Here is a 22,116-nt window from a genome sequence, read left to right on the forward strand (position 1 = left end):
AAACCTGGTAGTGAGTTATCATTACCAGGTAATTTGTTTGTAATTGATTTTGTCTTTAGTCATCAAACATTTCTGTACAGCTAATGACTAAATTAGTGATTACTACCGAATGTATTCCTTGAGAACACTGTTGCGATTCGGGTGACGTAACTTGCGGAGTGCTTTCGCCTCAATTTGGCGAATCCGTTCACGGGTAACATTGAAAATCTGTCCAATTTCCTCCAAAGTCTTCATGCGTCCGTCATCCAAACCATAGCGGAGTCGGAGTACATCACGTTCACGAGGACTGAGACTATCGAGGACTTTTTCCAGGTCTTCACGTAGGAGATTTTTGGAAACCTGATCTTCGGGAGTTTCACCATCAGATTCAATAAAATCCCCTAAACGAGAATCTTCTTCTTTACCGATGGGAGTTTCTAGCGAAATGGGTAACTGAGCAGATTTAGCAATAAACCGTAACTTCTCGATGGTCATTTCCATGCGAGTCGCAATTTCTTCCTCAGTGGGTTTGCGACCCATTTCCTGAGATAGCAACTTGGTAGTTTTCTTAATCCGCGAAATGGTTTCGTAGAGGTGAACCGGGAGGCGGATAGTACGGGATTGATCAGCTATGGCACGGGTAATTGCTTGACGAATCCACCATGTAGCATAGGTAGAAAACTTATAACCTTTTTCGTGGTCAAATTTTTCTGCGGCGCGAATCAAACCGAGACTACCTTCCTGAATTAGGTCTTGGAAGGACAAACCACGATTCATATATTTCTTAGCAATTGACACTACAAGACGCAGGTTCGATTGCACCATTTTATCTTTTGCCCTGCGACCAACGTGCAGGCGATAACGAAATGCTGGTAGTGGGATTTGTACGGCTTCCGCCCATTCCCGATATTCAGGTTCGCGTTCTAACTGTTCTTGGAGTTGATCGCGCACCCTTTCTAATTCCAACAAATCGGCGATTTTCCGCGCCAATTCAATTTCTTCGTCTGCCCGCAATAGCCGGATTCGACCAATTTCTTGTAAATAAAGGCGAATCGAGTCTTCGGTATAGTGCTTTTTCTTGCTTTGTGTCCGACGACGAGATTTAGCGGCTTTTCCAGACTTTGTGCCGTCCTCATCAGACTGAGGCTCTAAAAACTCATCTTCGCCATCATCGTTAATCAGCAAGTCCTCTTCTTCTTCTTCTTCTTCGACTAAGAGTTCCAACTCGAGCTCAGGCTGATTTATTATTTCTAGGTCAGGCTGATAAATGCTTTCGAGTACGTTGTTAGCCTGGTTCATGCCGCGTTCCTCATGCTCCTTGCAGAATCAATTACTCAAGATGTGGTTACTGCTCTTTTTGAATGAGCCAGTTAGCTACCGAAAATAGGGTTTTAGGCTGATTTCCCGGAAGTCTTTTCGGAAGTTTTGCTCCTCGGTGGGAGAGTTTTTTGACTGTATGTGCAGAGTCGTAGTTAAACAGTGACTTGCTCATTTTAGTTAGAAATTATATGTGTTGCTAGGACATAAAACTTTTAACTAATTCGTCTTTACAAAGATTTGTCTTGATCTCAAAAATCTACCCATCCAGATCAACAAGATATGTCTGTAATATGAATGTTGGCATATTTTCTGATAAAGACTTTTTCGATTGTAGCCTGTTTCACAAAAATTGCACTCTTTTTGTGTATTAATCATGATGCCATTCAGCAAAGTAAAGCCACAGATCACAAAAAGATATTGTTCATAGTAGTCATGCCCTGAGACTTTTCTCAAACTTTTCGGTATCTTCGTGGCGTTATCTTCACATTCAAAGGAAATTACACCCGCTTTAACATACTTTTATGTATGTTGTGCAACATTAATCACTCAGAAACAGTTTTGTTAATGTTAACTTAAGCGAGAAATATTAATGCACCCATTTTTACATTTCCTTCATAAAGGACTCAATCTTAAGAATTGCATGAAGTTCCTGGCATCTGAAACATGGCAAGAATCATCATGGTTGTCTTCATATACCTCATCTGGCTGCTGACAAATGCCTGAACTAAGGAGTTAAGGCTGTGACGAAACCATTTATAAGGCAAAAAATTGAGATTCGACTGATTGGTCTTATTCACACATTAGCGCACTGCTGAGATTTCAACCCTATGAAAGTTGACAAACTGTTCTTATTGTATACACCGATATTCTAATCAATTCAGCAGAGATTTGTCAGTCAAAATTACAGATATTACGCTACTGAAGGCAAATATTTAGATGATACAGACACAATAATAGTCATTACCCCGGCAATACTGGCTGGTTTTAGCAGTCGGAAGTGGGAACATAGGGAAGTGAGATGATTGGTTAAGAACCTACTTGCATAATCGCTTTCAGTAAGAAAAGTGTTAAATATAGTACTTTCAACTTGATGAGAATGTTGGGATTCCCTAATATTGAATCTTGAAGATATTTAGCTAATTTTGCTTGGTAGACAAGATTTCACTTTGCTATTTCAGCATAACAAATGCTTTTTCAACTTGTGGAAGAAATTAACCCAAAATTTTGCGAGCAATTCTTTTGACTTTTACTGAAATGGGGAGAAATTTGGCATATCTCAAGAGTCATCAATTTATACGCTAGAAGGAATTATTGGTCTTTAATTCACAAAACCAAGAAGCGCGGGGGTATACACTCCCCATAGTTAGTGCTTCAAAAGTATTAAATATTACATAAATGTCGAGTTGTTCCCTGCTATAAAAGTAGAATTAAGATTTGCTCGGTTTTTATGACTACTTTTTCAAAATCAAACCGGGGAGGTATTGTTTTTTATTATATTATATGAGTTTTATGGATTTTAGAGAACCTCATCCCGATTCCCTATGGTTGGTGAGGCTACCTTGTATACACAAGTTGGGGGATTCATCAAACCACGCGCCTAGCCCCCGAATACCAGGGCTACGGTGTACACACAAGTCGGGAAATTTTCATTTGTGCCATAAGACCCCACCCCTAGCCCCTCCCCCGAAGTTCACCCGGAGGGAAACCCTCCTTGTGACTTCTCTCCGCAAGGGAGGAGGGGAACTGGATTTCTGATTTAATCCGGTGTGTGGCTGAGGATGTATGTATGTGGTAGCCCCAAGGGAAGCAAGTTATTAGCTTGATGTTTAGATGTCTAAATCTGTGAAGTTGAGTTTAGAACCATAGGTTTCGATAAATTCCCGTCTGGGTGCAACGCGATCGCCCATTAAAATGGTAAAAATACGATCAGCTTCGGCAGCGTCTTCAATTTCTACTTGCTTCATTTTCCGGGATTCTGGGTTCATAGTAGTATCCCAGAGTTGTTGAGGCATCATTTCGCCTAAACCTTTGAAGCGTTGAATGTTGTAGTTGGCGTTGCTGGGAAGTGTCCCTAGATACTGTTGTAGTTCCCGTTCGCTATAGCAGTATTCATGATTCTTACCTCGTTCTACTTTAAATAGTGGCGGACAAGCTATGTAGATGAAACCCTGTTCAATCAAGGCGCGTTGATACCGATAGAAGAATGTTAACAACAGTGTGCGGATGTGCGCCCCATCTACGTCAGCGTCGGTCATAATCACGATGCGGTGATAGCGTAGTTGGGTGGAGTCAAATTCATCGCCTTTTACACCTAAACCGAGGGCTGTAATTAAGGATTGGACTTCGTTATTTTTGTAGATTTTCGCGTCGTCTGTTTTCTCGATGTTGAGAATTTTACCACGTAGGGGGAGGATGGCTTGAGTCCGGCGATCGCGTCCCTGTTTAGCACTTCCACCTGCGGAGTCCCCTTCCACAATAAAGATTTCTGACTCGCTGGGGTCGCGGGAACTACAATCTGCTAACTTCCCTGGTAATGGGGAAGATTCTAGTACAGATTTGCGTCGGACTAACTCCCGCGCATGACGGGCGGCTTCTGCGGCTTTAAAGGCTTGAATAGCTTTATCTAAAATTGAGTCGGCGATTCCCGGATGAAATTCTAAATACTCACTGAGAACTTCTCCCACTAAGGAATCAACAATTCCCCGCACTTCAGTATTACCGAGTTTGGTTTTGGTTTGTCCTTCAAATTCTGGATCTGGAACTTTAACGGAAATTACGGCTGTTAAACCTTCCCGGACGTGTTCGCCACTGAGGTTAGATTCATGTTCTTTAATTTTATTCCGCTTACGGGCGATCGCATTTAAAGTCCGAGTTAGAACCGCCTTCAAACCTTCCAGGTGAGTACCACCATCAATGGTACGAATATTATTCGCAAACCCCAGCACATTGTCTGTGTAAGCGTCAGTACACCACTGTAAAGAAACTTCCACTTGGACATTATTACGTTCCCCATGCACATAAATAATTTCTTCGTGCAGTGGTTGCTTATCACGGTTCATGTAAGCAATATATTCTTTAATCCCACCCTTATATTCGTAAGTTTCGATTCTGGGGGTATCGGTTTTCAGCAATTCTAGACGGTAATCGCTAAAGGTAATTTTTACCCCTGCATTCAGATAAGCCAACTCCCGCAAGCGACCCGCTATGGTGATGTAGTCAAACTCAATACTATTGGTAAAAATTTGAGTATCTGGCTTGAACTTGATAGAAGTTCCCGTTCTCCCCGATTTTTCCGGCTGTACTTGCAGTTCTGTAACTGGTAGACCCCTTTCATAGCGCTGGACGTGAACTTTTTGCTCTCGCCACACAGTCACTTCTACGACTTCTGACAGGGCGTTAACCACAGAAATACCCACCCCGTGTAATCCCCCGGAAACCTTATAGCCACCACCGCCAAACTTACCGCCGGCGTGTAGTACGGTCAATACGGTTTCTAAAGCTGATTTACCAGTGCGAGAATGAGTATCAGTAGGAATACCCCGACCATCATCTGTGACAGCCACCGAACCATCAACATTGATATCCACTTCTATATGGGTACAGTGACCCGCCAAAGCTTCATCAATAGAGTTATCTACCACCTCGTAAACTAAATGGTGGAGTCCTCGCGGTCCCGTAGTACCGATGTACATCCCTGGCCGTTTACGGACGGCTTCCAGACCTTCCAGAACTTGAATCTGATCGGCACTGTAACTGCTCGTCATGAAAATTCTCCTGATGCGTGGGTTTAAAGTCGCCCAAAAACAAAAAAGTTAAAACACCCCAAAATTCTAACACAAAAGGCTTCCGGGCGACTGTGGAGCAATTTTATGAGAAGTTTATCTAGGGATCTAACCCCATAAGTTTTTTGATTTTATTGCCTGAAAATTTTAAATTGCCGAAATTGGGTCTAAATACAGAAACGAAGACCTAAGTTAAAATCAAATGCTTGTCATCAAAATTAACTTAATGCCTAGACTGAAACTGCCCATCAGCAAAAATTCGATAAAAGCTTTAAGATTTTATCACAAAAGCTTTACGGAAGAGTTGAAAGTATGGGAAGTATTGACCAGTGACTAAGTTAATTGTAGTTTGTGGGGCGACGGCGACTGGTAAATCAGGTTTGGCATTGAAGTTGGCGATGCGGTTAAATTCTGTAATTCTGAGTGCAGATTCTCGTCAGGTTTACCGAGAATTTGATATTGGGACGGCGAAACCAACATTGGCAGAACAAAAATTAGTTCCACATTATTTAATTGATATCTGCAATCCCACAGAGACGATGACGTTAGCAGACTATCAGGAACAAACCCAAGGGTTAATTACAACTCTTCCGGCTACACCATTGTTGTTAGTTGGTGGTACGGGTTTATACATACGTTCTATTGTGCAGGGGATGAAAATTCCCAGGGTTGCACCGGATCAGGCATTGCGATCGCAACTGGAATCTTTAGGACAAACTACGCTATATGGGATATTGCAACAAGTCGATGCGATCGCCGCCCAGAAAATTCACCCCCATGACACAGTGCGGACATTACGAGCATTAGAAGTATTTTACATTACTGGTGTTCCCATTTCCCAGCAGCAAGGAGAAAACCCCCCAGACTATCCCATTTTGCAAATTGGGTTAGATTGTGAAGTCGAACAAATCAGGCTCCGCATTCACAAACGCACAGAACAAATGATCGCGGATGGTTTAGTAGAAGAGGTAGAATATTTAGTTGCAAAATATGGTGCTGATTTACCTTTATTAAATACTTTGGGATATCAAGAAATCAGGCAATATTTAAATGGGGAAATTTCCTTGGATGAAGCCAAAGAATTAACTGTTTTACACACGCGACAATTTGCCAAGCGCCAGCGTACTTGGTTTCAAGCAAATCCCCAAATTCACTGGTTTGATGCCGATGATCCTGATTTATTTGAGAAGGTTTGGCGGCGTGTGGAAGAGTTTTTTTAGTTCACGCAGAGGCGCAGAGGCGCAAAGTTAAGAGGTTTTATGAAATACAGCAGTTTGCAGGTAGATGAGGTACAGATATTAATACTCAAACTCTTGTGGGGTGGGCATCTTGCCCGCCTTAGTCTACTAAAATTAAATATGCTGTATCTCTACAAAGTATCAGGATTTATGCCCATATCCCGCAGTCTTTCTGCTAGTAATTGGGCGCGTTCTTCTGCTTGTTCAGCCCGTTGCTTTTCTTGTTCCGCTCGTTCATCGCCAGTAGGTACAATAGTTCCATCTTCGTAACACCAGCGTAACCAATTATCTTGTCTACCTTCAAATTTCCCTGACCACAAAGTTAAACCTAAACCTACTTGTTCCAGCCAAGTTTCTGAAGTTTCAAAATAACGCCTTCCCCTGAGTTCATAAATTCGTAATACTTGTTCGCCTAATTGCTGATTTGGGTCATAGACAATATAGTAACTCGCCCGCATTTGCTCATAAATTTCTAACTTTTTACCTAATTCATCACCTTCTTTATTAGAGACAATTTCAATCACAACTTCTGGAGGTTTGCCAAAACGCCAAACCATATAACAACGATTGTGTTTTTCCCACCACTTTTCTGGAATTTGGACATCTAAGCTCAGAAAAACGTCTGGTACAATGGGGGGCTGAAGGTCTGTGTAGTAAACACCCACATTAGCAGCTGCTAAAAAAGTCTGATTTTGTAAAGAACTATAAAGAGAACCCACTAATAAGCGTTGTTGCTTTTCAGATGCGAAATTGTCCACAGGTGTATCATCTTCAGTAACTAGTCGGTTGGCATCTGGCACATAGAAATCATCTGTATTGATGAGAATTTGCTCAACCATAATTTTATCCACTATTTGAGAGCCTTATTTCTAGCTTAATTCATTTGAGTTGGATATCAACTAGCCTTAACCGTAAATTTACTAATATCATTTGGAATTAATCTTGTTATATTTTACTTAGCTGTTTGATCATCACTATAAAAAAACAGATGAGTAGTACCTTAATACCATTTACCCATGCAGATAAGTGGGGTTACAAAAACCAGAAAGGACAAGTAATCATTCACCCTATATTTGATGACGCAGGTAAATTTTATAATGGAATTGCCCAAGTTAAAATTGGCGATGAAATTAACTATATCAATCAGCAGGGAAAAGTCACATCTGACAAATTAAGTAACACAAGTGGCAATATCACAAATTGTAACCTAGATTTAGAACGTTTTAAACAGCAAGAAAAATACGGTTATAAAAATCAACTAGGCCAAGTCATTATTCCCCCACAATTCACCTTATCTTACGAGTTTTCCGAAGGATTAGCATCAGTCAAAGTTGGATACAAGTGGGGTTATATTGACTTAACAGGTCAGCTGGTAATTAATTTTAAATTTGATTTAGCTGAGAGCTTTTCTCAAGGTCTTGCACGAGTTAAAATCGAGAAAAAATATGGGTGTATTGATTCAAATGGTAGCTTTATAATCCCAGTTAAATATGATTACATAGAGAATTTTTCGGAAAACCTAGCAGCAGTTAAAATTGGCAAAAAATGGGGGTATATTGATTTATCAGGTAAAGTAATAATCAATCCCCAGTTTGATGCTGCTGAGATATTTGAAAAAGGTAGAGCAAAAGTTAAAATTGGTGGCAAATATAAATATATTGACTGCAAAGGTAAAAAAATAAATTATGTAGAATCTAATTATGTAGAATCTAATATCATAATTAAAGAATTACCAAAAAACACAGTAATACATAATCATTCACCACTGACTTCCACCAAAGAAGAAAGCCAAAATTCACAATTATTACATAGAAGAAGGCGCAAAAGAAAAAATACATCTTCAAGTTAATCATCCCTTGTTACTTCCCCTAAAGCGCTATTCTTGTCACAATGGTGATATATCTACCTCTAACTATAAAAAACTATGCTTATCCAAGAGAAAAAGCAATACAACTGGAAACCTATTATTAAAGCATTTGAGGCTATTCTTGGTAAAAATGGTGTGGTGCAACGTCGGGAAGAACTGATTACTTATGAGTGCGATGGTTTAACCAGTTATCGTCAACGTCCAGCTGTGGTGGTTTTACCCAGAACTACAGAACAAATTGCTGAACTGGTGAAAGTATGCAATAAATACTCTGTACCCTTTATCGCGCGGGGTTCTGGTACTGGTTTATCTGGTGGTGCTTTACCTTCGGAAAATTCAGTATTAATTGTCACCTCATTAATGCGGCAAATTCTGAATGTAGATTTAGATAATCAGCGCATCGTAGTACAGCCAGGAGTAATTAATAGTTGGGTGACGCAAACTGTAAGTGGTGCGGGATTTTATTATGCACCAGACCCTTCTAGCCAAATTATCTGCTCAATTGGGGGTAATGTGGCGGAAAATTCTGGGGGTGTACATTGTCTCAAATATGGTGTGACTACTAACCATGTTTTGGGTTTAAAAATTGTCACACCGACCGGGGAAATTCTCGATTTAGGTGGACAGGTTCCGGAAATGCCTGGTTATGATTTAACTGGTGTATTTGTGGGTTCAGAAGGGACTTTGGGTATCGCTACAGAAATTACTCTCAGAATCCTCAAAAGTGCTGAATCAATTTGTGTTTTATTAGCAGATTTTACTAGTGTAGAAGCGGCTGGGGCTAGTGTTTCTGATATTATCAGCGCTGGGATTATTCCCGGTGGGATGGAAATGATGGACAACATTAGTATTAATGCAGTTGAGGATGTTGTGGCTACTAATTGTTATCCCCGTGATGCAACGGCGATTTTATTAGTAGAAATTGATGGTTTAGATGTGGAAGTTGAGTTAAATAAACAACGGGTGGCGGAAATTTGCAAAAAGAATGGGGCGCGAAATGTGACTGCTGCTAGTGACCCAGAAACTCGGCTGAAACTGTGGAAAGGTCGGAAGGCTGCTTTTGCTGCGGCTGGACATTTAAGCCCAGATTATTATGTGCAGGATGGTGTGATTCCTCGGACTAAATTGACTTATGTTTTGCAGGAAATTGAGGCGTTAAGTCAAAAGTTTGGTTATCAAATCGCTAATGTGTTTCACGCTGGTGATGGTAATCTTCACCCTTTAATTCTTTTTGATAATGCTGTACCGGGTGCTTTGGAAAAAGTTGAGGAAGTTGGTGGAGAAATTCTCAAACTTTGTGTTAAAGTGGGTGGGAGTATTTCTGGTGAACATGGTATTGGTGCTGATAAAAAATGCTATATGTCAGATATGTTTAGTCCGGCTGATTTGGAAAGTATGCAGTGGATACGACAGGTTTTTAATCCCCAGGGTTTAGCAAATCCTGATAAAATTTTCCCTACCCCTCGGACTTGTGGTGAAGCAGCCAATGCTATCAGTATGAAAAAGTTTCCCGGAGTGGAACAATTTTAATTTGAATAAATATACAGTAGTTAAATCTGTACTTTATTTCTCAGAAAGCTGCTGTATTCTATTTACTAAAATTGCTTAATTTTGCAATTGTATGATAGTATCTCTACATATTCCGGAAAAATGGGAATTTAATTCGTAGTGACAAGTATTGCTCTCAAATTAAGTCAAGCTCAGAAATGAATCGGTGGAATAGACGTGGCTTTATTTATTTACTGTGCTTGGGTTCAATGCTATGGTTAACAATTTTCTCGTTCCCTTCAGAACCAGTTTTTCATCAGGGAAAAAGTTTACCTAGTACCACGGAAATTCGTGGCGTTTGGCTGACTAATGTCGCTAGTGGTGTGCTGTTTTTGCCTTGGGGAATTAATCGCGCTATTAATCAACTATCAGCGCTGAATTTTAATACGATTTATCCGGTAGTTTGGAATAGAGGTAATACTTTTTATAAAAGTAGTATAGCGAAAATTGTTACTGGCTCAGATGCTGACCCTATCCTGAATTTAATCCACGGTGGACAGGATGTTTTAACTAAGATTATTCAAATTGCTAAACCTCAAGGTTTAAGTGTGATTCCCTGGTTTGAATATGGTTTTATGACTCCGGTTAAGTCCCAATTAGCACAGCGTTATCCATATTGGTTGACAATGGGTCAAGAAGGGAGAAAGTCTACTACTGAAGTTCCTTTGGAAGAAATGGAAGATAACTCGGCGCATCAGCAAGCTTGGCTTAATCCTCTACATCCAGAGGTGCGGGAGTTTATCTTGGCGCTGATTGTGGAAGTTGTCAGTTATTACGATGTGGATGGGATTCAGTTAGATGATCATTTTGGAATGCCTGTACAATTAGGTTATGATGCTTTTACTGTTGATCTTTATCGTCAGGAACATCAAGGTAAAAGCCCTCCTAATGATCCTTTTAATCCGGAATGGATGCGTTGGCGTGCTGATAAAATTACCGATTTTATGGCGGAAATTTATAAAAGTGTCAAGGCTATTAAACCTAATGCGATTATATCGTTGTCGCCCAATTCACAAAGTTTTTCCTATAAATACTATTTGCAAGATTGGGAAAGTTGGGTGAGGAAGGGTCTGGTGGATGAGTTGATTGTGCAGGTATATCGCAATAATCAGCAAAGTTTTATCACGGAGTTGGAACAACCAGCAGTTAAGTTTGCTCGGAGTCGCATTCCTGTAGGTGTGGGAATTTTAACGGGAACGACTAAAACTCCTGTGAGTATTCATCGGATTCAACAGCAGGTTCAAACTGTGCGCGATCGCACTTTTCCCGGTATTTCGTTTTTTTATTGGGAAAGTTTATGGGGTTCGATTGCACCAGAGTCACCGCAACAACGGCGGAATGTGTTTGAAAAGTTGTTTGCAGAAAGGGCGATGCGACCGGAGTTTTTTAACGCAGACCGGCGCTGAGGTTAACGGGCTATACAAAATTTGAGTTCGGGTATATACTATCGCTAGCGGATGGTATATGAGTTTAAGATGGTGCGGATTCTTTTGACGGCGATTTTACTGGTGTTTTTGGCAGGATGTGGTACTGTTGGTCTCTTACCTAACACTCAGTTAGTCCAAAAGGCGATCGCACTCCAGGTTGAACAAACTCAGGCGCAACTAAATGAAAAGTTGGATCTGGATTTCCAAGGTTTTGACATCAAAGATTTAAAGATTCGCCAGGAATTACCCCTAACTATTCAAAATTTACCGGCTTTTCGAGTAAGGGGAACCTACGATTTAATTTTACATCTCCCCACAAGACAGTTGAAGCAACTGGAACAACCTTTTGAGGTCTATCTGCAAATTCAGCAAGAAGGTAAATCTTGGCGTTTGCTAGTTCCTGAACAGAATAATACAACAGTTCCGCAGAGTTGGCACAGCTATTTAATTCTCTAATTTAATGTGCAGATTCAGGAAGTATCATAGGCTTGACGGTATAAATTCAGAGATATAGCCATGATTGAGGTGATAGTTTCACCAGGGATAAGGCTACATGAATTTCAGCTTTTTTATTAATTCTACTTTACTGATTATAGTGGCGGTGCTGCTGGGTTTCGGTGGACTACGATGGTTTGAAATACCTGCTGGTAGCTTCCTGGACTGGGTAATTGCTGGTGCAAGTTTTTTGTGGTTATTGGTAATTGTAACTGTACCTTGGAGTGTATATTTTCAAGCTAAGGAAGTTTTAGCTGAAGCCGCACAATCTACGGAAAAACAAATTCCTGTAGATGTAAAACAAGTTAATTATGTCACTGTTCTAGCCAAGCGATCGCTCTGGGTAGCCATTGCTTTACACTTATTCTCAACCATAGGTCTTTATACTCTTGCTGCTACCGGGGTCAGTGCTGTGGGATATATCAGTTCTGGTGCGGCTTTATTATTAACCGTTCTCCGTCCAGCTATCCGCGCTTACGAATATTTATATGCACGGCTGAGAATGATTCGTCAAGAATTTCAGTATCCTCGTGAAGATATCATGGAACTCCGTAATCGCTTTTATCAGTTGGATGAGACGGTTAAACGCTTAGGAGAACAACTCGACCCAGAACTAAGTTACTCCTTACCTGCAACTCAAAAACGCTTTAGTGAAGAAACGCACAATGATTTAGCCAGTCTGAAAGCTAATTTAGCAGAATTACGCGCTACAAATCAAGTGGAACACGAAACTTTAGGCAGAGAAGCTAGAAGTGCGATCGCTCAACTTTCCACCGATGGACAATTCCTGGATCATGTCCGTGAAATTATCCGTTTTTTCAAAACAGCCTAATATGGCATTTCAATCACCTGAGTCATAGGAGTGAAGGCGGAATCATGAAATGGTAAGATTATCTCTAAGATGATTAAATTTCAGAGATAATAAGGCGATTCACCTAACTTGATATTCAGAATAAAAGGGATATCGCCTACCATCTTCAGAGAAATTTTCCTGAGTCTACTTTCTCCTAAATTCCAGAAAACTTTTAACTATCAATTATATTTGGGTGCTGGGAAAAGGGATAAAAATCTCCAATCATCTATGAATTAGTTGTATATAATCATAGATATTCGATATCAAACTCTCATATAGCAACCGCCAAAGAAGTTAGGACAGAAACAGATAATGAAACCCTTACAAGTAGAGAGTTTCCAGCCCTACCCTTCGGGATGCTACGCAAACAACTTACTTCGACTGCGCTCAGTACAAGTCGCTCAGGACGAGCCTGTTCCCTGCTATATATTCAGATTAAAAATTTGTTGAATTAAAATCATCATCAGATTTAGGAAATTGAGCAGACAAAAGTTGATTATTTCTGAATTTCAAACTTATTTACATAAACTTAATAAAGTCATACAAAACTTTATATATACCTATAATTAGGCTATATTTTTAGTATTTTATTTAAAAGCAATTAACACATTTTCACACAGCTTTTTTAGTCTTAAACAAATCTTAACTATCTTCACATTTTTGGTCAATAAAAATTAAGGTGTTCTATTAAATTAAGCATTTATTCGTAGCATTTTTGACCACAGAGTATGATATATTCTGGTTTTATAAATCAGGATTATAGACTTGTTGTCAAAACCGAGGAAAAATTTCATGCGCTACCGAGTTCGTGCGATTGTCGCTGGTGTAGTATGCGTATTTGCATTATGGGGTACACCAGGAAGAACCCAAGAACAGCCAGTAGAAGAATCAACAGCAGAACAAGCTCAACCTGCTGCTAGTGGAGATCCGAGATTTGCCATTACCACTCAAGATCCTACCGTTCCTATTGATGAACTGCAATTATTAGTTAAGCCATTAACTTTAGAAGAACTGCAAAATGAATCAGCAGCTTGGCTACTCTTACTAAAAGATAAAGTTCAAAACATCAGTAATGCTGAAATAGCTATTAAACGGCAAAACCAAAGCATTAATAAACAAAAAGAAGCATCTGATGCCTTATCTGATTCACAAGAAGCCCTGAAAGCAGCAGAAGAACAACTCAAGACAGCAACTCCTGGTTCTCCAGAATATGAAGAGGCTACCAAAAAATTAGAAGCAGCCAAAGAAGACCTGAAAAAAGGACAGGAATCTATTCAGGAGGCTCAAGAAGCTAAACAGAACATTCAACAGGATGATACCTTAACCGAAGCCATAGAAAATGCTAAAGGAACAGAAGAATTAGACAAAGCTAAAGCAGCATTAGACGAAGCCAAGAAACAGCGAGAACAATTCATTGCTGGTTCACTAGCCTATGATAATGCTACGCAGCAGATTGAGCAATTAGATGCAGCAATCAAAGCTTTTGAAGCAGCCCAAATTGAGCAAAAAGAATCTGTTCCTGATTCACCGGAATTCCAAGCAGCGACTGTAAAGCTAGATGCAGCCCAAAAATCTCTCAAGGAAATCAGAGAATCAATAGAAGGGATTACAACCCCAGATCCGACTCAACAATCTTCTCAAGATTTAAATAATACTGCAACTGCTTTAGATAACACCGAAATTTCAGGTGATGGAAGTACCAAAGTTGCTGGAGCAATTGAAACGGTTAACGATACAGAAAGTCTCAAAACCAAGGGAGACAAACTAGAAAAAGCCGCCGAACAGTTAGATGAAAATGCGGATACAGAAGCGAAATTAAAAAATCAACTAGTAGCTAACGTTACAGAATTGCAATCAGATCGCACAGCCATAGTTGATAGATTCAAAGTTGTGCTTGCAGAGTTAGAACGCAAAGGAGGAGATCCTCAAGCCTATCAGAAATACATCGAAGCCATCAGCATAGTTACAGTTGACTTACAAGATACTGAAGGTGCATTAGTTCGGTTAGTAAGCTGGGTGAAATCAGGTGAAGGTGGCTTGCGCTGGGCAGCTAACATCGGTAAATTTGTAAGTATTGTGATTGCTTCGGTAATTGTTTCTCAGCTTCTGGGAATGATCCTGAATCGTTCCTTAAAACAGATTGGGGGTGCATCTGAGCTATTACGCCAGTTTATAGTTATGGTGGTCAAGCGTGGTGGTGTTGTGGTCGGTGTCATGTTGGCATTAACAGCACTAGAAGTCAGCCTTGGTCCAATTTTAGCCTTGGTTGGGGGTGCGAGTTTTGTGTTAGCTTTTGCCCTACAAAGCAATTTGGGTAATTTTGCTAGTGGTTTGATGATTATGTTTAACAAACCCTTTGATATTGGTGATGAAGTTAAAGTTGGTGGGATTTGGGGTTATGTAGATTCTATCTCTTTGGCTAACACTAATATTAAAGGTTTCGCGGGTCAGATGTATGTGATTCCCAATAATAATGTTTGGGGAGGAATGATAGAAAATCTGACTCCTGATGAAATCCGTAAAATATCAATTTGGTTGCGGATTAGCTTTAATGAAGACTTAGAACGCGTCCAAAACTTAATGGTGGACATTATGAAATCACACCCAAAAGTTCTGGAAAATCCCGGACCAGGAAAATTTCTCTGGTCAGTGGAAGAGTATTATTTTTCTATTGGTCTTAGTGGCTGGACTAAAACAGATGATTTTTGGGGAGTTCATGAAGATATCATTCAGATGATTCAGGAACGTTTCAAGGAAGAAAATATCCAAATGTCTGCAATTCCGGAACGTAATCTTCATTTATTACAGAATACAACTCAAACACCTGAGCCTGTAGCTGAAAAAACCACACGATCTCTATCAGCACAAAGGTAATAAATTAAGATATTCCTCTGGAATTTGGTACTGGGAGCATTTAATGTTCCCAATACCCTTTAATTTAGTCAATGAAAAAAATATGACACTCTTGATGTTAACTTAGCTCCTCGGAAGGAGATATGAGGAATTATAAAAGTCGTGCTGACTCATATAATCTTTTCATCAATGAGAAGATTTTTGTTCCATAATCTAAATCCACTGACCAGCGCCCAGAGATTTGATAAATTGATGGTGCAATTCCACGGGTAATAAACCGAAATCTTGGGTCTACAACTTCATTTACTAAAGGTTCTAAACTAGCGTAAGCTTTTAAATGTTGAATGTGCGCTCTCACACCAATTCTAGCGCTAGGAAAAGATGCAGTTTCTGCACCGCCACCGATGGAACCTAAACCAGCAAAGTTGTTTTGTGTGGCTTTGATATCGCTACCGAAGCGTAAAAATCCAGTTTCTAAACACATTTGGCAGAAAGCAATATCATAGTTTACACCCTCTGCATTACCTTCTTCTCGATACAATTTTGGTATGTCTGCAAAATTCTGTAAAGCATTTTCATTATTGTTTCTCAAAAATAATTGTAACTCTACTTCTGATGTATTTCCGCGTGAAATGATGCGGTCAAGTTGATCAACACAAACTAATAAGTTTGAGCGGAGTTCAACTGTACGAGTTGCGCCATCCCAACCAATCACAACATTAAAGTCTCGTAAATCAACGGCTTTGATATAAACTATTTTCCGATAACTAATTCGGTTAATACTGGCTATTCTTGATAGGTCAATGCGGAGTTTATCTACTAAGTCAATGGGGATGTAAGCATTACCATTAACTAATATTCCTTGTTCCAGGTATTTCTGCCCGTTAATATTAATGTTAATGGCGGGATAAGTTGGTTCTACGGGGGTGGCTTCACTGGGGTCAATTAGCCGACTCCAAGATGCTAAACCATCGGCAATTCCTAAACCAAAATCACGGCGACGATTTTGCAGCAAAAGGCGGTCTTCTGGACTGCTGAGATAGCCGACTTGCATTAATAAAGAAGGAATGGTGATTTGGCGACAAAATGCTAAACTTCCTAACCCACTTTCGGTATCTGGTTTTACACCTCGATTTGGTAACTGTGTGACACGACGCAACAGCCCCATTAATAATAATTCGCCATTGGTCTTGCGCTCCGGGTTGTTGGCAATATAATAGACACTTGCACCTCTAACAGAGGGACTACCAGCAGCGTCAGCATGAACTTCTACGGCGACATCTACCCGGCGACCACGGGAATTTATCCAGGCGATAGTTTCGGCGGCGCTGAGGTCATCGGGAACGGCTAAAACATCAAAACTGCGCGATCGCAATTCTGTTACAATCAAATCCCGCAGTAGAATCATTTCTCTGGCTTCGCTAGTCCCACCTGCGACGGAACCTGGATCGATACCTCCGGATTCTTTACCTCCGTGGGCTGCTGAAATAAAAATACGTCCCATTGTCAGTATTTCCCCTAAAAATTAATCTGAAGCAATTTTATACATAATTGTTGACTTGGCAACAAGAATATAATACCTATCAGTGGGTAGGTTGATAGCAGTTAGAGCTAGGAAGTCATCAAAGAGAATGCAAATTCCCCGCTTACACCCAGATACAATTGAGGAAATTAAACAACGTGCTGATATTGTTGATGTGGTGTCAGAATACGTAGTTTTACGCAAACGTGGTAAGGATTTTGTGGGTTTGTGTCCCTTCCACGATGAGAAAACGCCTAGTTTTACAGTCAGTCCAACTAAGCAAATGTATTATTGCTTTGGCTGTCAAGCTGGGGGAAATGGAATTAAGTTTTTAATGGATTTGGGAAAACAGTCCTTTGTGGAGGTGGTGTTAGATTTAGCACGACGTTACCAAGTCCCTGTACAAACCCTCGAACCAGAACAACGCCAAGAGTTACAGCGTCAAATTTCTCTCCGTGAACAGTTATATGAGGTTCTGGCTTCTAGCGGACAGTTTTATCAACACGCTTTGAGACAAAGCCAAGGACAAAAAGCATACCAGTATTTACAGTCTCAGCGCCAATTGCAGGAAGGAACTATTCAGCAGTTTGGTTTAGGTTATGCGCCCGCAGGTTGGGAAACTCTGCATCGCTATTTGGTGGAGGATAAACATTATCCTGTGCAGTTGGTGGAAAAGGCGGGATTGATTAAGCCCAGGAAGGAGGGCGACGGTTATTATGATGTTTTCCGCGATCGCCTGATGATTCCCATCCGTGATATCCAAGGGCGGGTCATTGCTTTTGGGGGAAGAACTTTAAGTGATGAACAGCCGAAGTATTTAAATTCACCAGAAACTGAGCTATTTAGTAAGGGTAAAACTTTATTTGCTCTGGATCAAGCCAAAGACGGCATTTCCCAATGTGACCAAGCTGTAGTGGTAGAAGGATATTTTGATGCGATCGCCCTCCATGCTGCTGGTATTAATAACGCCGTAGCTTCACTGGGAACAGCTTTAAGTATTGAACAAGTCCGGTTAATCCTACGTTACACCGAATCCAAACAATTAATCCTCAACTTTGATGCAGACAAAGCAGGTAATATCGCCGCCGAACGCGCCATTGGGGAAATTGCCACCCTAGCATATAAAGGGGAAGTGCAACTGAAAATTGTCAATATTCCCGATGGTAAAGATGCTGATGAATATTTGTATACTCATACACCAGAAGATTATCAAAAACTCCTAGAAAATGCCCCACTGTGGCTCAACTGGCAAATTCAGCAAATTATCCAAAATCGGGATTTAAAACAAGCTACCGACTTTCAGCAAGTTACTCAGCAGATAGTAAAATTACTGCAAAATATAGATAATAGTGATACCAGAAATTATTACGTTTCTCACTGTGCCGAAATCCTCAGCTTAGGTGATACGAGACTTATACCCCTACGGGTAGAAAATCTTTTAACTCAAATTGCACCCACTACGGCGACGAGACATAAACCTCCATCTGGTAAAAAGAAAGGGGATAGTCGCAAACCTACCCAGTCACCCATCCCAGGCGATCGCAGTCTTCTAGAATTAGCAGAAGCCTTACTATTAAGAATTTATCTCCATTGTCCCGAACAGCGTCAAGTTATTCTTAACACCTTAGAAGAAAGAAATTTAGAATTTAGTCTTTCTCACCATCGCTTATTGTGGCAAAAAATTCTCACATCCACCGGAGAAGAAATAGAAATTATCTCAAGTTTGCAAGATAGATATTTAGAATCATCCGCAGAAATCGCCTCAATTTCCCATTTATTTCATCTCAACGAGAAAAGTCAGAAAGAAATCCTGCGGACACCCCAAGCAGTCCAAGCTGCTGTTGCTTGTATGGAAAGAGTATTAATAGAAAAACGCTATCGTTACTTTTTAGAACTTTGGGAAAAAACCGATGCAGAAGCCGACCCAGAAAAATGGCAATCCTATTACCAGTCTTTTTACAATGAGAAAATGAAACTGCAAGAATTAGACCGTCAACGCCAATTTTCCATTACAGATTTACTTTAATTTCGTGATTTAAATAGCAACTAATTCTTGATATCTCTCCTAAATAAACCAATCTTTAATTCATGGATTTTCATCTGCGTTCATCTGCGTTTAATTATTCTGGAAATTCTAGAATTAGCCTCTTCCATTCTATATTAAATAACATGAATTAAATACCAATAGATTAAAATGAAAATAACCCCATATTCCCTTAGCTGTTATGAGCCTAACTACTGCTAAACGCTTCACCATAGATGAATACCACCGTCTCGCAGAACTCGGTTTTTTTGTAGAGAATGAGCGAGTTGAACTAATTGCAGGAGAAATAGTCCAGATGGTCGCTAAAGGTACAGCACACTCGGTTTGTGAAACACTTTTATTTAGGAAGTTAATCAAGCTTTTAGCTGACCGAGCTTTAGTCAGAGGTCAACAACCAATTATCATCCCTGAAGACAGTGAACCTGAGCCAGATATAGCCATTGTGCGTAATGTTGATGATAATTACCTTTCTGCTCATCCTCACCCCTCTGATGTATTACTAGTTATTGAAGTTGCTGATTCCTCTTTAAAATATGACCAAGAGATCAAATTACAACTTTATGCCAAAGCAGGTATTAGTAATTATTGGATATTTAATTTAGTAGATAATTATCTGGAGTCCTACAGTGAACCTTATCAAGATTTACAAAATAAATTTGGCTATCGTCGCAAGTTGATTTTTTTACCTAATGAAACAGTAAATTTATCTGGTTTTCCTGATTTAGTTTTAGATTTATCTCAGATTGTCCCTCAAAAGTGAATCAATATAAATATTTTTTCTACCGAACTGAATCTCCAAAAAAAATGTAGAGACAATTCATAAATTATCCCTACTACAACAACACAGCTAACTTTTTAGATAAACATAAAATCCCGTGGGATTAGTTATCTAGTCGGCATATTCAATTATGATGCAACTGAGCCAAAGAATTAAGCTAATCCAACTAACTTAGCGCTTAAATCCCACATCCGTTCAGCCTTATCATCGTCACTGGCTTCATTAGAAACTTCTTGCAGAAAAGACTTACCATTTTTCTTTTGTCTATTTCCCCAACTCCAATAAGCACCAGACTGGTTGTATTGAGGATCGCTGACAACTTCAGCCACGCGATCGCCTGATTCTTCCTCAGTCACAAAACCCCCAGTAATATACCGTTGGAAAAGCGGGAAAATCTTCTGGAACAGAGGATAGTGATTTCTAAATAAAGCCGTTGTCGCCACACAACCAGGATAAAGAGAGCTAAAAGTGATACCGTGTGACTCATGATAGCGGCGATGTAATTCCCGCATAGTCAACACATTACACACCTTGCTATCCTTATAAGCCTTCACAGGTTCAAACTTCTTACCATCAATCATAGCGATCGGCTCTTTAAACCCGGCCGCAAAACCCTGCAAATCGCCCAAATCGGGACGCGGTGGAATCTTCCCGCCCAACTCCTTCGGGTTATGGGTTACAGTTCCCAAAATTACCAGCCTTGGCTCAGAAGAAGGTGAGTTTTTCAAATCTTCCAAAAGCAGATTACATAGCAGGAAATGACCAAGGTGATTTGTCGCCACACTCAACTCAAATCCTTCTGGGCTTCGCAATGGTTCCTTGATTAAAGGCATATAAATGGCCGCATTACACACCAAAGCATCCAAGGACTTACCACTAGCTCTAAAATCATTCACAAACTGCCGAACACTCTCTAAAGAGCCTAAGTCAATATGCATGACTGTGTAGCTATCCGGCTCCATCCCCAAAGATTTAGCAGCATTTTCCGCCTTCGATAAATTTCGACAGGCCATCACTACGTGCCACCCCTTTTGAGAAAGCGCTCTCGCAGCTTGCAAACCCACCCCAGAGGAAGCGCCCGTGATTACGACTGTTGACTTCTGATCTTGTGCCATTTTCTTAAAATTGCATGAATCGTCTAGTGACATCTTTGATGATTTCTCATGATCTCATATCACCGAACCATCAACTTTTAATTTTTGAAAAGAGGTTGACTTGATCTTAAGCAGGACTTACGCAACAATTGCCAAAAATCTTGATTTATCGTACCGCCAAGCCGCCTTCGCGTAGCGTCTCCCCTTGGGAGAAGAACGCCAAGAAAACGTAGATTATGCGTAAGTCCTATTAAGGACAAAACAGCGTCTCCCTGGTATCTCTTCCCGTAACAGGATTTGTACCTTTAGCCAGCTGACACAATTTTTTTTCCTCATCCGCGCGCAGCAGAATATCAGTAAAATCTGCGCCATCAATAATTGCACCATCAAACCTAGCATTAGAAGCAAACGCACCTTCTAAAACCGCGTTGGTCAAATTAGCCTTAATCAGTCGGGCGGAATCGAGAGTAGCGAATGAGAGATCAGCACTCTCCAAATTAGCCGATTCTAAATTAGCCGCAAAAAAGCTGACACCGCGCAAATTAGCATGGTTAAAGTCACTTTGACGGAGATTAGCTTTAGTAAAACTAGAGTCTGTTAAATCACGTCCGGAAAAATCAGCCTCTACCAAAATCTCTTTGTTATATTCCAAGGCTAAAGCTGTTGGCGTATACCCTACAATTGTGGTGATGCCAACTACTACCCCCAGGAATACACTGAGTATACTGGCTCTAATTCGATTACTTAATCTAGTATTCATCATATTTTTAACCAATGGCGAACCCTCCTTCCTTTCATTATCCCGATATTGGTGAATTAGGAGAAGACTTAGTAGCACAATGGTTACAATCTACAGGCTGGCAGATTTTGCATCGTCGCTTTTCCAGCCGTTGGGGAGAAATTGACATTATCGCCCAGAGTCCAGCACAACAGCCATGTAGTGAAAATCATCTGTTTATCAACCAATTACCCCAAGTAGCATTCGTCGAAGTGAAGACCCGTAGTCGAGGAAATTGGGATGTCGGTGGTAAAAGTGCTATTACACAACAGAAGCAAGCAAAAATTGCGCGGACGGCGGGAATGTTTTTAGCTCAGTATCCTGAAAAAGCTGACTACCCATGTCGCTTTGATGTTGCTATTGTTTACTGTCAGAAAATATCAACACAGCCCACGACACTGAATTTGACTCCAGAACCTTTGGCTACTGTATTTGTAGATGGATGCCAATTTTATCTGCAAGAATATCTAATAGCAGCTTTTGACTGTTCAATTGATGAGTAATGATGGCTACCTGATAAACATCTCAACTTGGCTTT

The 22,116-nt window shown here is 40.3% G+C and carries 16 protein-coding genes; 10 read left to right on the forward strand and 6 right to left on the reverse strand.

Translation table 11 applies throughout. From position 1 onward, the window contains the following. Positions 1 to 102 precede the first annotated feature (102 nt). A complete protein-coding gene (rpoD, locus tag VB620_RS08250) occupies positions 103 to 1,278 on the reverse strand; it encodes an RNA polymerase sigma factor RpoD (RefSeq protein WP_323195661.1) in 1,176 nt (391 codons plus the stop codon). A gap of 1,847 nt (positions 1,279 to 3,125) precedes the next feature. Further along, positions 3,126 to 5,063, reverse strand: a complete 1,938-nt coding sequence (gyrB, locus tag VB620_RS08255) for a DNA topoisomerase (ATP-hydrolyzing) subunit B (RefSeq protein WP_323195662.1) — start codon at positions 5,061 to 5,063, stop codon at positions 3,126 to 3,128. Between the two features lie 347 nt (positions 5,064 to 5,410). Here gyrB and miaA point away from each other — a divergent pair, with 347 nt between their 5' ends. Further along, positions 5,411 to 6,301 (forward strand): tRNA (adenosine(37)-N6)-dimethylallyltransferase MiaA, encoded by an 891-nt coding sequence (miaA, locus tag VB620_RS08260; RefSeq protein WP_323195663.1) that lies wholly within the window; start codon positions 5,411 to 5,413, stop codon positions 6,299 to 6,301. Between the two features lie 149 nt (positions 6,302 to 6,450). Here miaA and VB620_RS08265 read toward each other — a convergent pair whose 3' ends face one another. Further along, positions 6,451 to 7,158, reverse strand: a complete 708-nt coding sequence (locus VB620_RS08265) for a Uma2 family endonuclease (RefSeq protein ID WP_323195664.1) — start codon at positions 7,156 to 7,158, stop codon at positions 6,451 to 6,453. Positions 7,159 to 7,307: 149 nt separating this feature from the next. Between VB620_RS08265 and VB620_RS08270 the strand changes: the two genes are divergently transcribed. From VB620_RS08270 to VB620_RS08295, 6 genes are all read left to right on the forward strand, one after another. Beyond that, positions 7,308 to 8,168 carry a WG repeat-containing protein gene (locus VB620_RS08270; protein WP_323195665.1) on the forward strand — a complete coding sequence of 287 codons (861 nt, stop codon included), beginning with the start codon at positions 7,308 to 7,310 and terminating at the stop codon, positions 8,166 to 8,168. A gap of 75 nt (positions 8,169 to 8,243) precedes the next feature. Further along, entirely contained in the window at positions 8,244 to 9,716 is a 1,473-nt protein-coding gene (gene glcD / locus VB620_RS08275) for a glycolate oxidase subunit GlcD (RefSeq protein WP_323195666.1), read from the forward strand. 176 nt (positions 9,717 to 9,892) lie between these two features. Further along, on the forward strand, positions 9,893 to 11,140 hold the full coding sequence (locus VB620_RS08280) for a glycoside hydrolase family 10 protein (RefSeq protein ID WP_323195667.1): 1,248 nt from the start codon (positions 9,893 to 9,895) through the stop codon (positions 11,138 to 11,140). A 69-nt stretch (positions 11,141 to 11,209) separates the two neighbouring features. Then, positions 11,210 to 11,617: a hypothetical protein gene (locus VB620_RS08285; RefSeq protein ID WP_323195668.1), complete on the forward strand. Its 408-nt coding sequence runs from the start codon at positions 11,210 to 11,212 to the stop codon at positions 11,615 to 11,617. A gap of 97 nt (positions 11,618 to 11,714) precedes the next feature. Continuing rightward, positions 11,715 to 12,488 (forward strand): hypothetical protein, encoded by a 774-nt coding sequence (locus tag VB620_RS08290; protein WP_323195669.1) that lies wholly within the window; start codon positions 11,715 to 11,717, stop codon positions 12,486 to 12,488. Between the two features lie 813 nt (positions 12,489 to 13,301). Next, positions 13,302 to 15,383: a mechanosensitive ion channel family protein gene (locus VB620_RS08295; RefSeq protein WP_323195670.1), complete on the forward strand. Its 2,082-nt coding sequence runs from the start codon at positions 13,302 to 13,304 to the stop codon at positions 15,381 to 15,383. Positions 15,384 to 15,513: 130 nt separating this feature from the next. Here the strand turns inward: VB620_RS08295 and tftA are convergent, their stop codons facing one another. Next, entirely contained in the window at positions 15,514 to 16,866 is a 1,353-nt protein-coding gene (gene tftA / locus VB620_RS08300) for a hormogonium tapered terminus morphoprotein TftA (protein ID WP_323195671.1), read from the reverse strand. 127 nt (positions 16,867 to 16,993) lie between these two features. Between tftA and dnaG the strand changes: the two genes are divergently transcribed. Both dnaG and VB620_RS08310 read left to right on the forward strand, forming a co-directional pair. Then, positions 16,994 to 18,910, forward strand: a complete 1,917-nt coding sequence (gene dnaG, locus VB620_RS08305; protein WP_323195672.1) for a DNA primase — start codon at positions 16,994 to 16,996, stop codon at positions 18,908 to 18,910. 199 nt (positions 18,911 to 19,109) lie between these two features. Further along, entirely contained in the window at positions 19,110 to 19,688 is a 579-nt protein-coding gene (locus VB620_RS08310; RefSeq protein WP_323195673.1) for a Uma2 family endonuclease, read from the forward strand. A 170-nt stretch (positions 19,689 to 19,858) separates the two neighbouring features. Here the strand turns inward: VB620_RS08310 and VB620_RS08315 are convergent, their stop codons facing one another. Further along, positions 19,859 to 20,821, reverse strand: coding sequence for a protochlorophyllide reductase (locus VB620_RS08315; protein ID WP_323195674.1), 963 nt, complete (start codon positions 20,819 to 20,821; stop codon positions 19,859 to 19,861). Between the two features lie 229 nt (positions 20,822 to 21,050). Further along, positions 21,051 to 21,560, reverse strand: a complete 510-nt coding sequence (locus VB620_RS08320; protein WP_323195728.1) for a pentapeptide repeat-containing protein — start codon at positions 21,558 to 21,560, stop codon at positions 21,051 to 21,053. A gap of 14 nt (positions 21,561 to 21,574) precedes the next feature. Here VB620_RS08320 and VB620_RS08325 point away from each other — a divergent pair, with 14 nt between their 5' ends. Next, positions 21,575 to 22,081, forward strand: coding sequence for a YraN family protein (locus VB620_RS08325; protein ID WP_323195675.1), 507 nt, complete (start codon positions 21,575 to 21,577; stop codon positions 22,079 to 22,081). Positions 22,082 to 22,116: the final 35 nt, after the last annotated feature.

It is taken from the genome of Nodularia harveyana UHCC-0300 (assembly GCF_034931085.1).
In the GTDB taxonomy this organism is placed as follows: Bacteria; Cyanobacteriota; Cyanobacteriia; order Cyanobacteriales; family Nostocaceae; genus Nodularia; species Nodularia harveyana.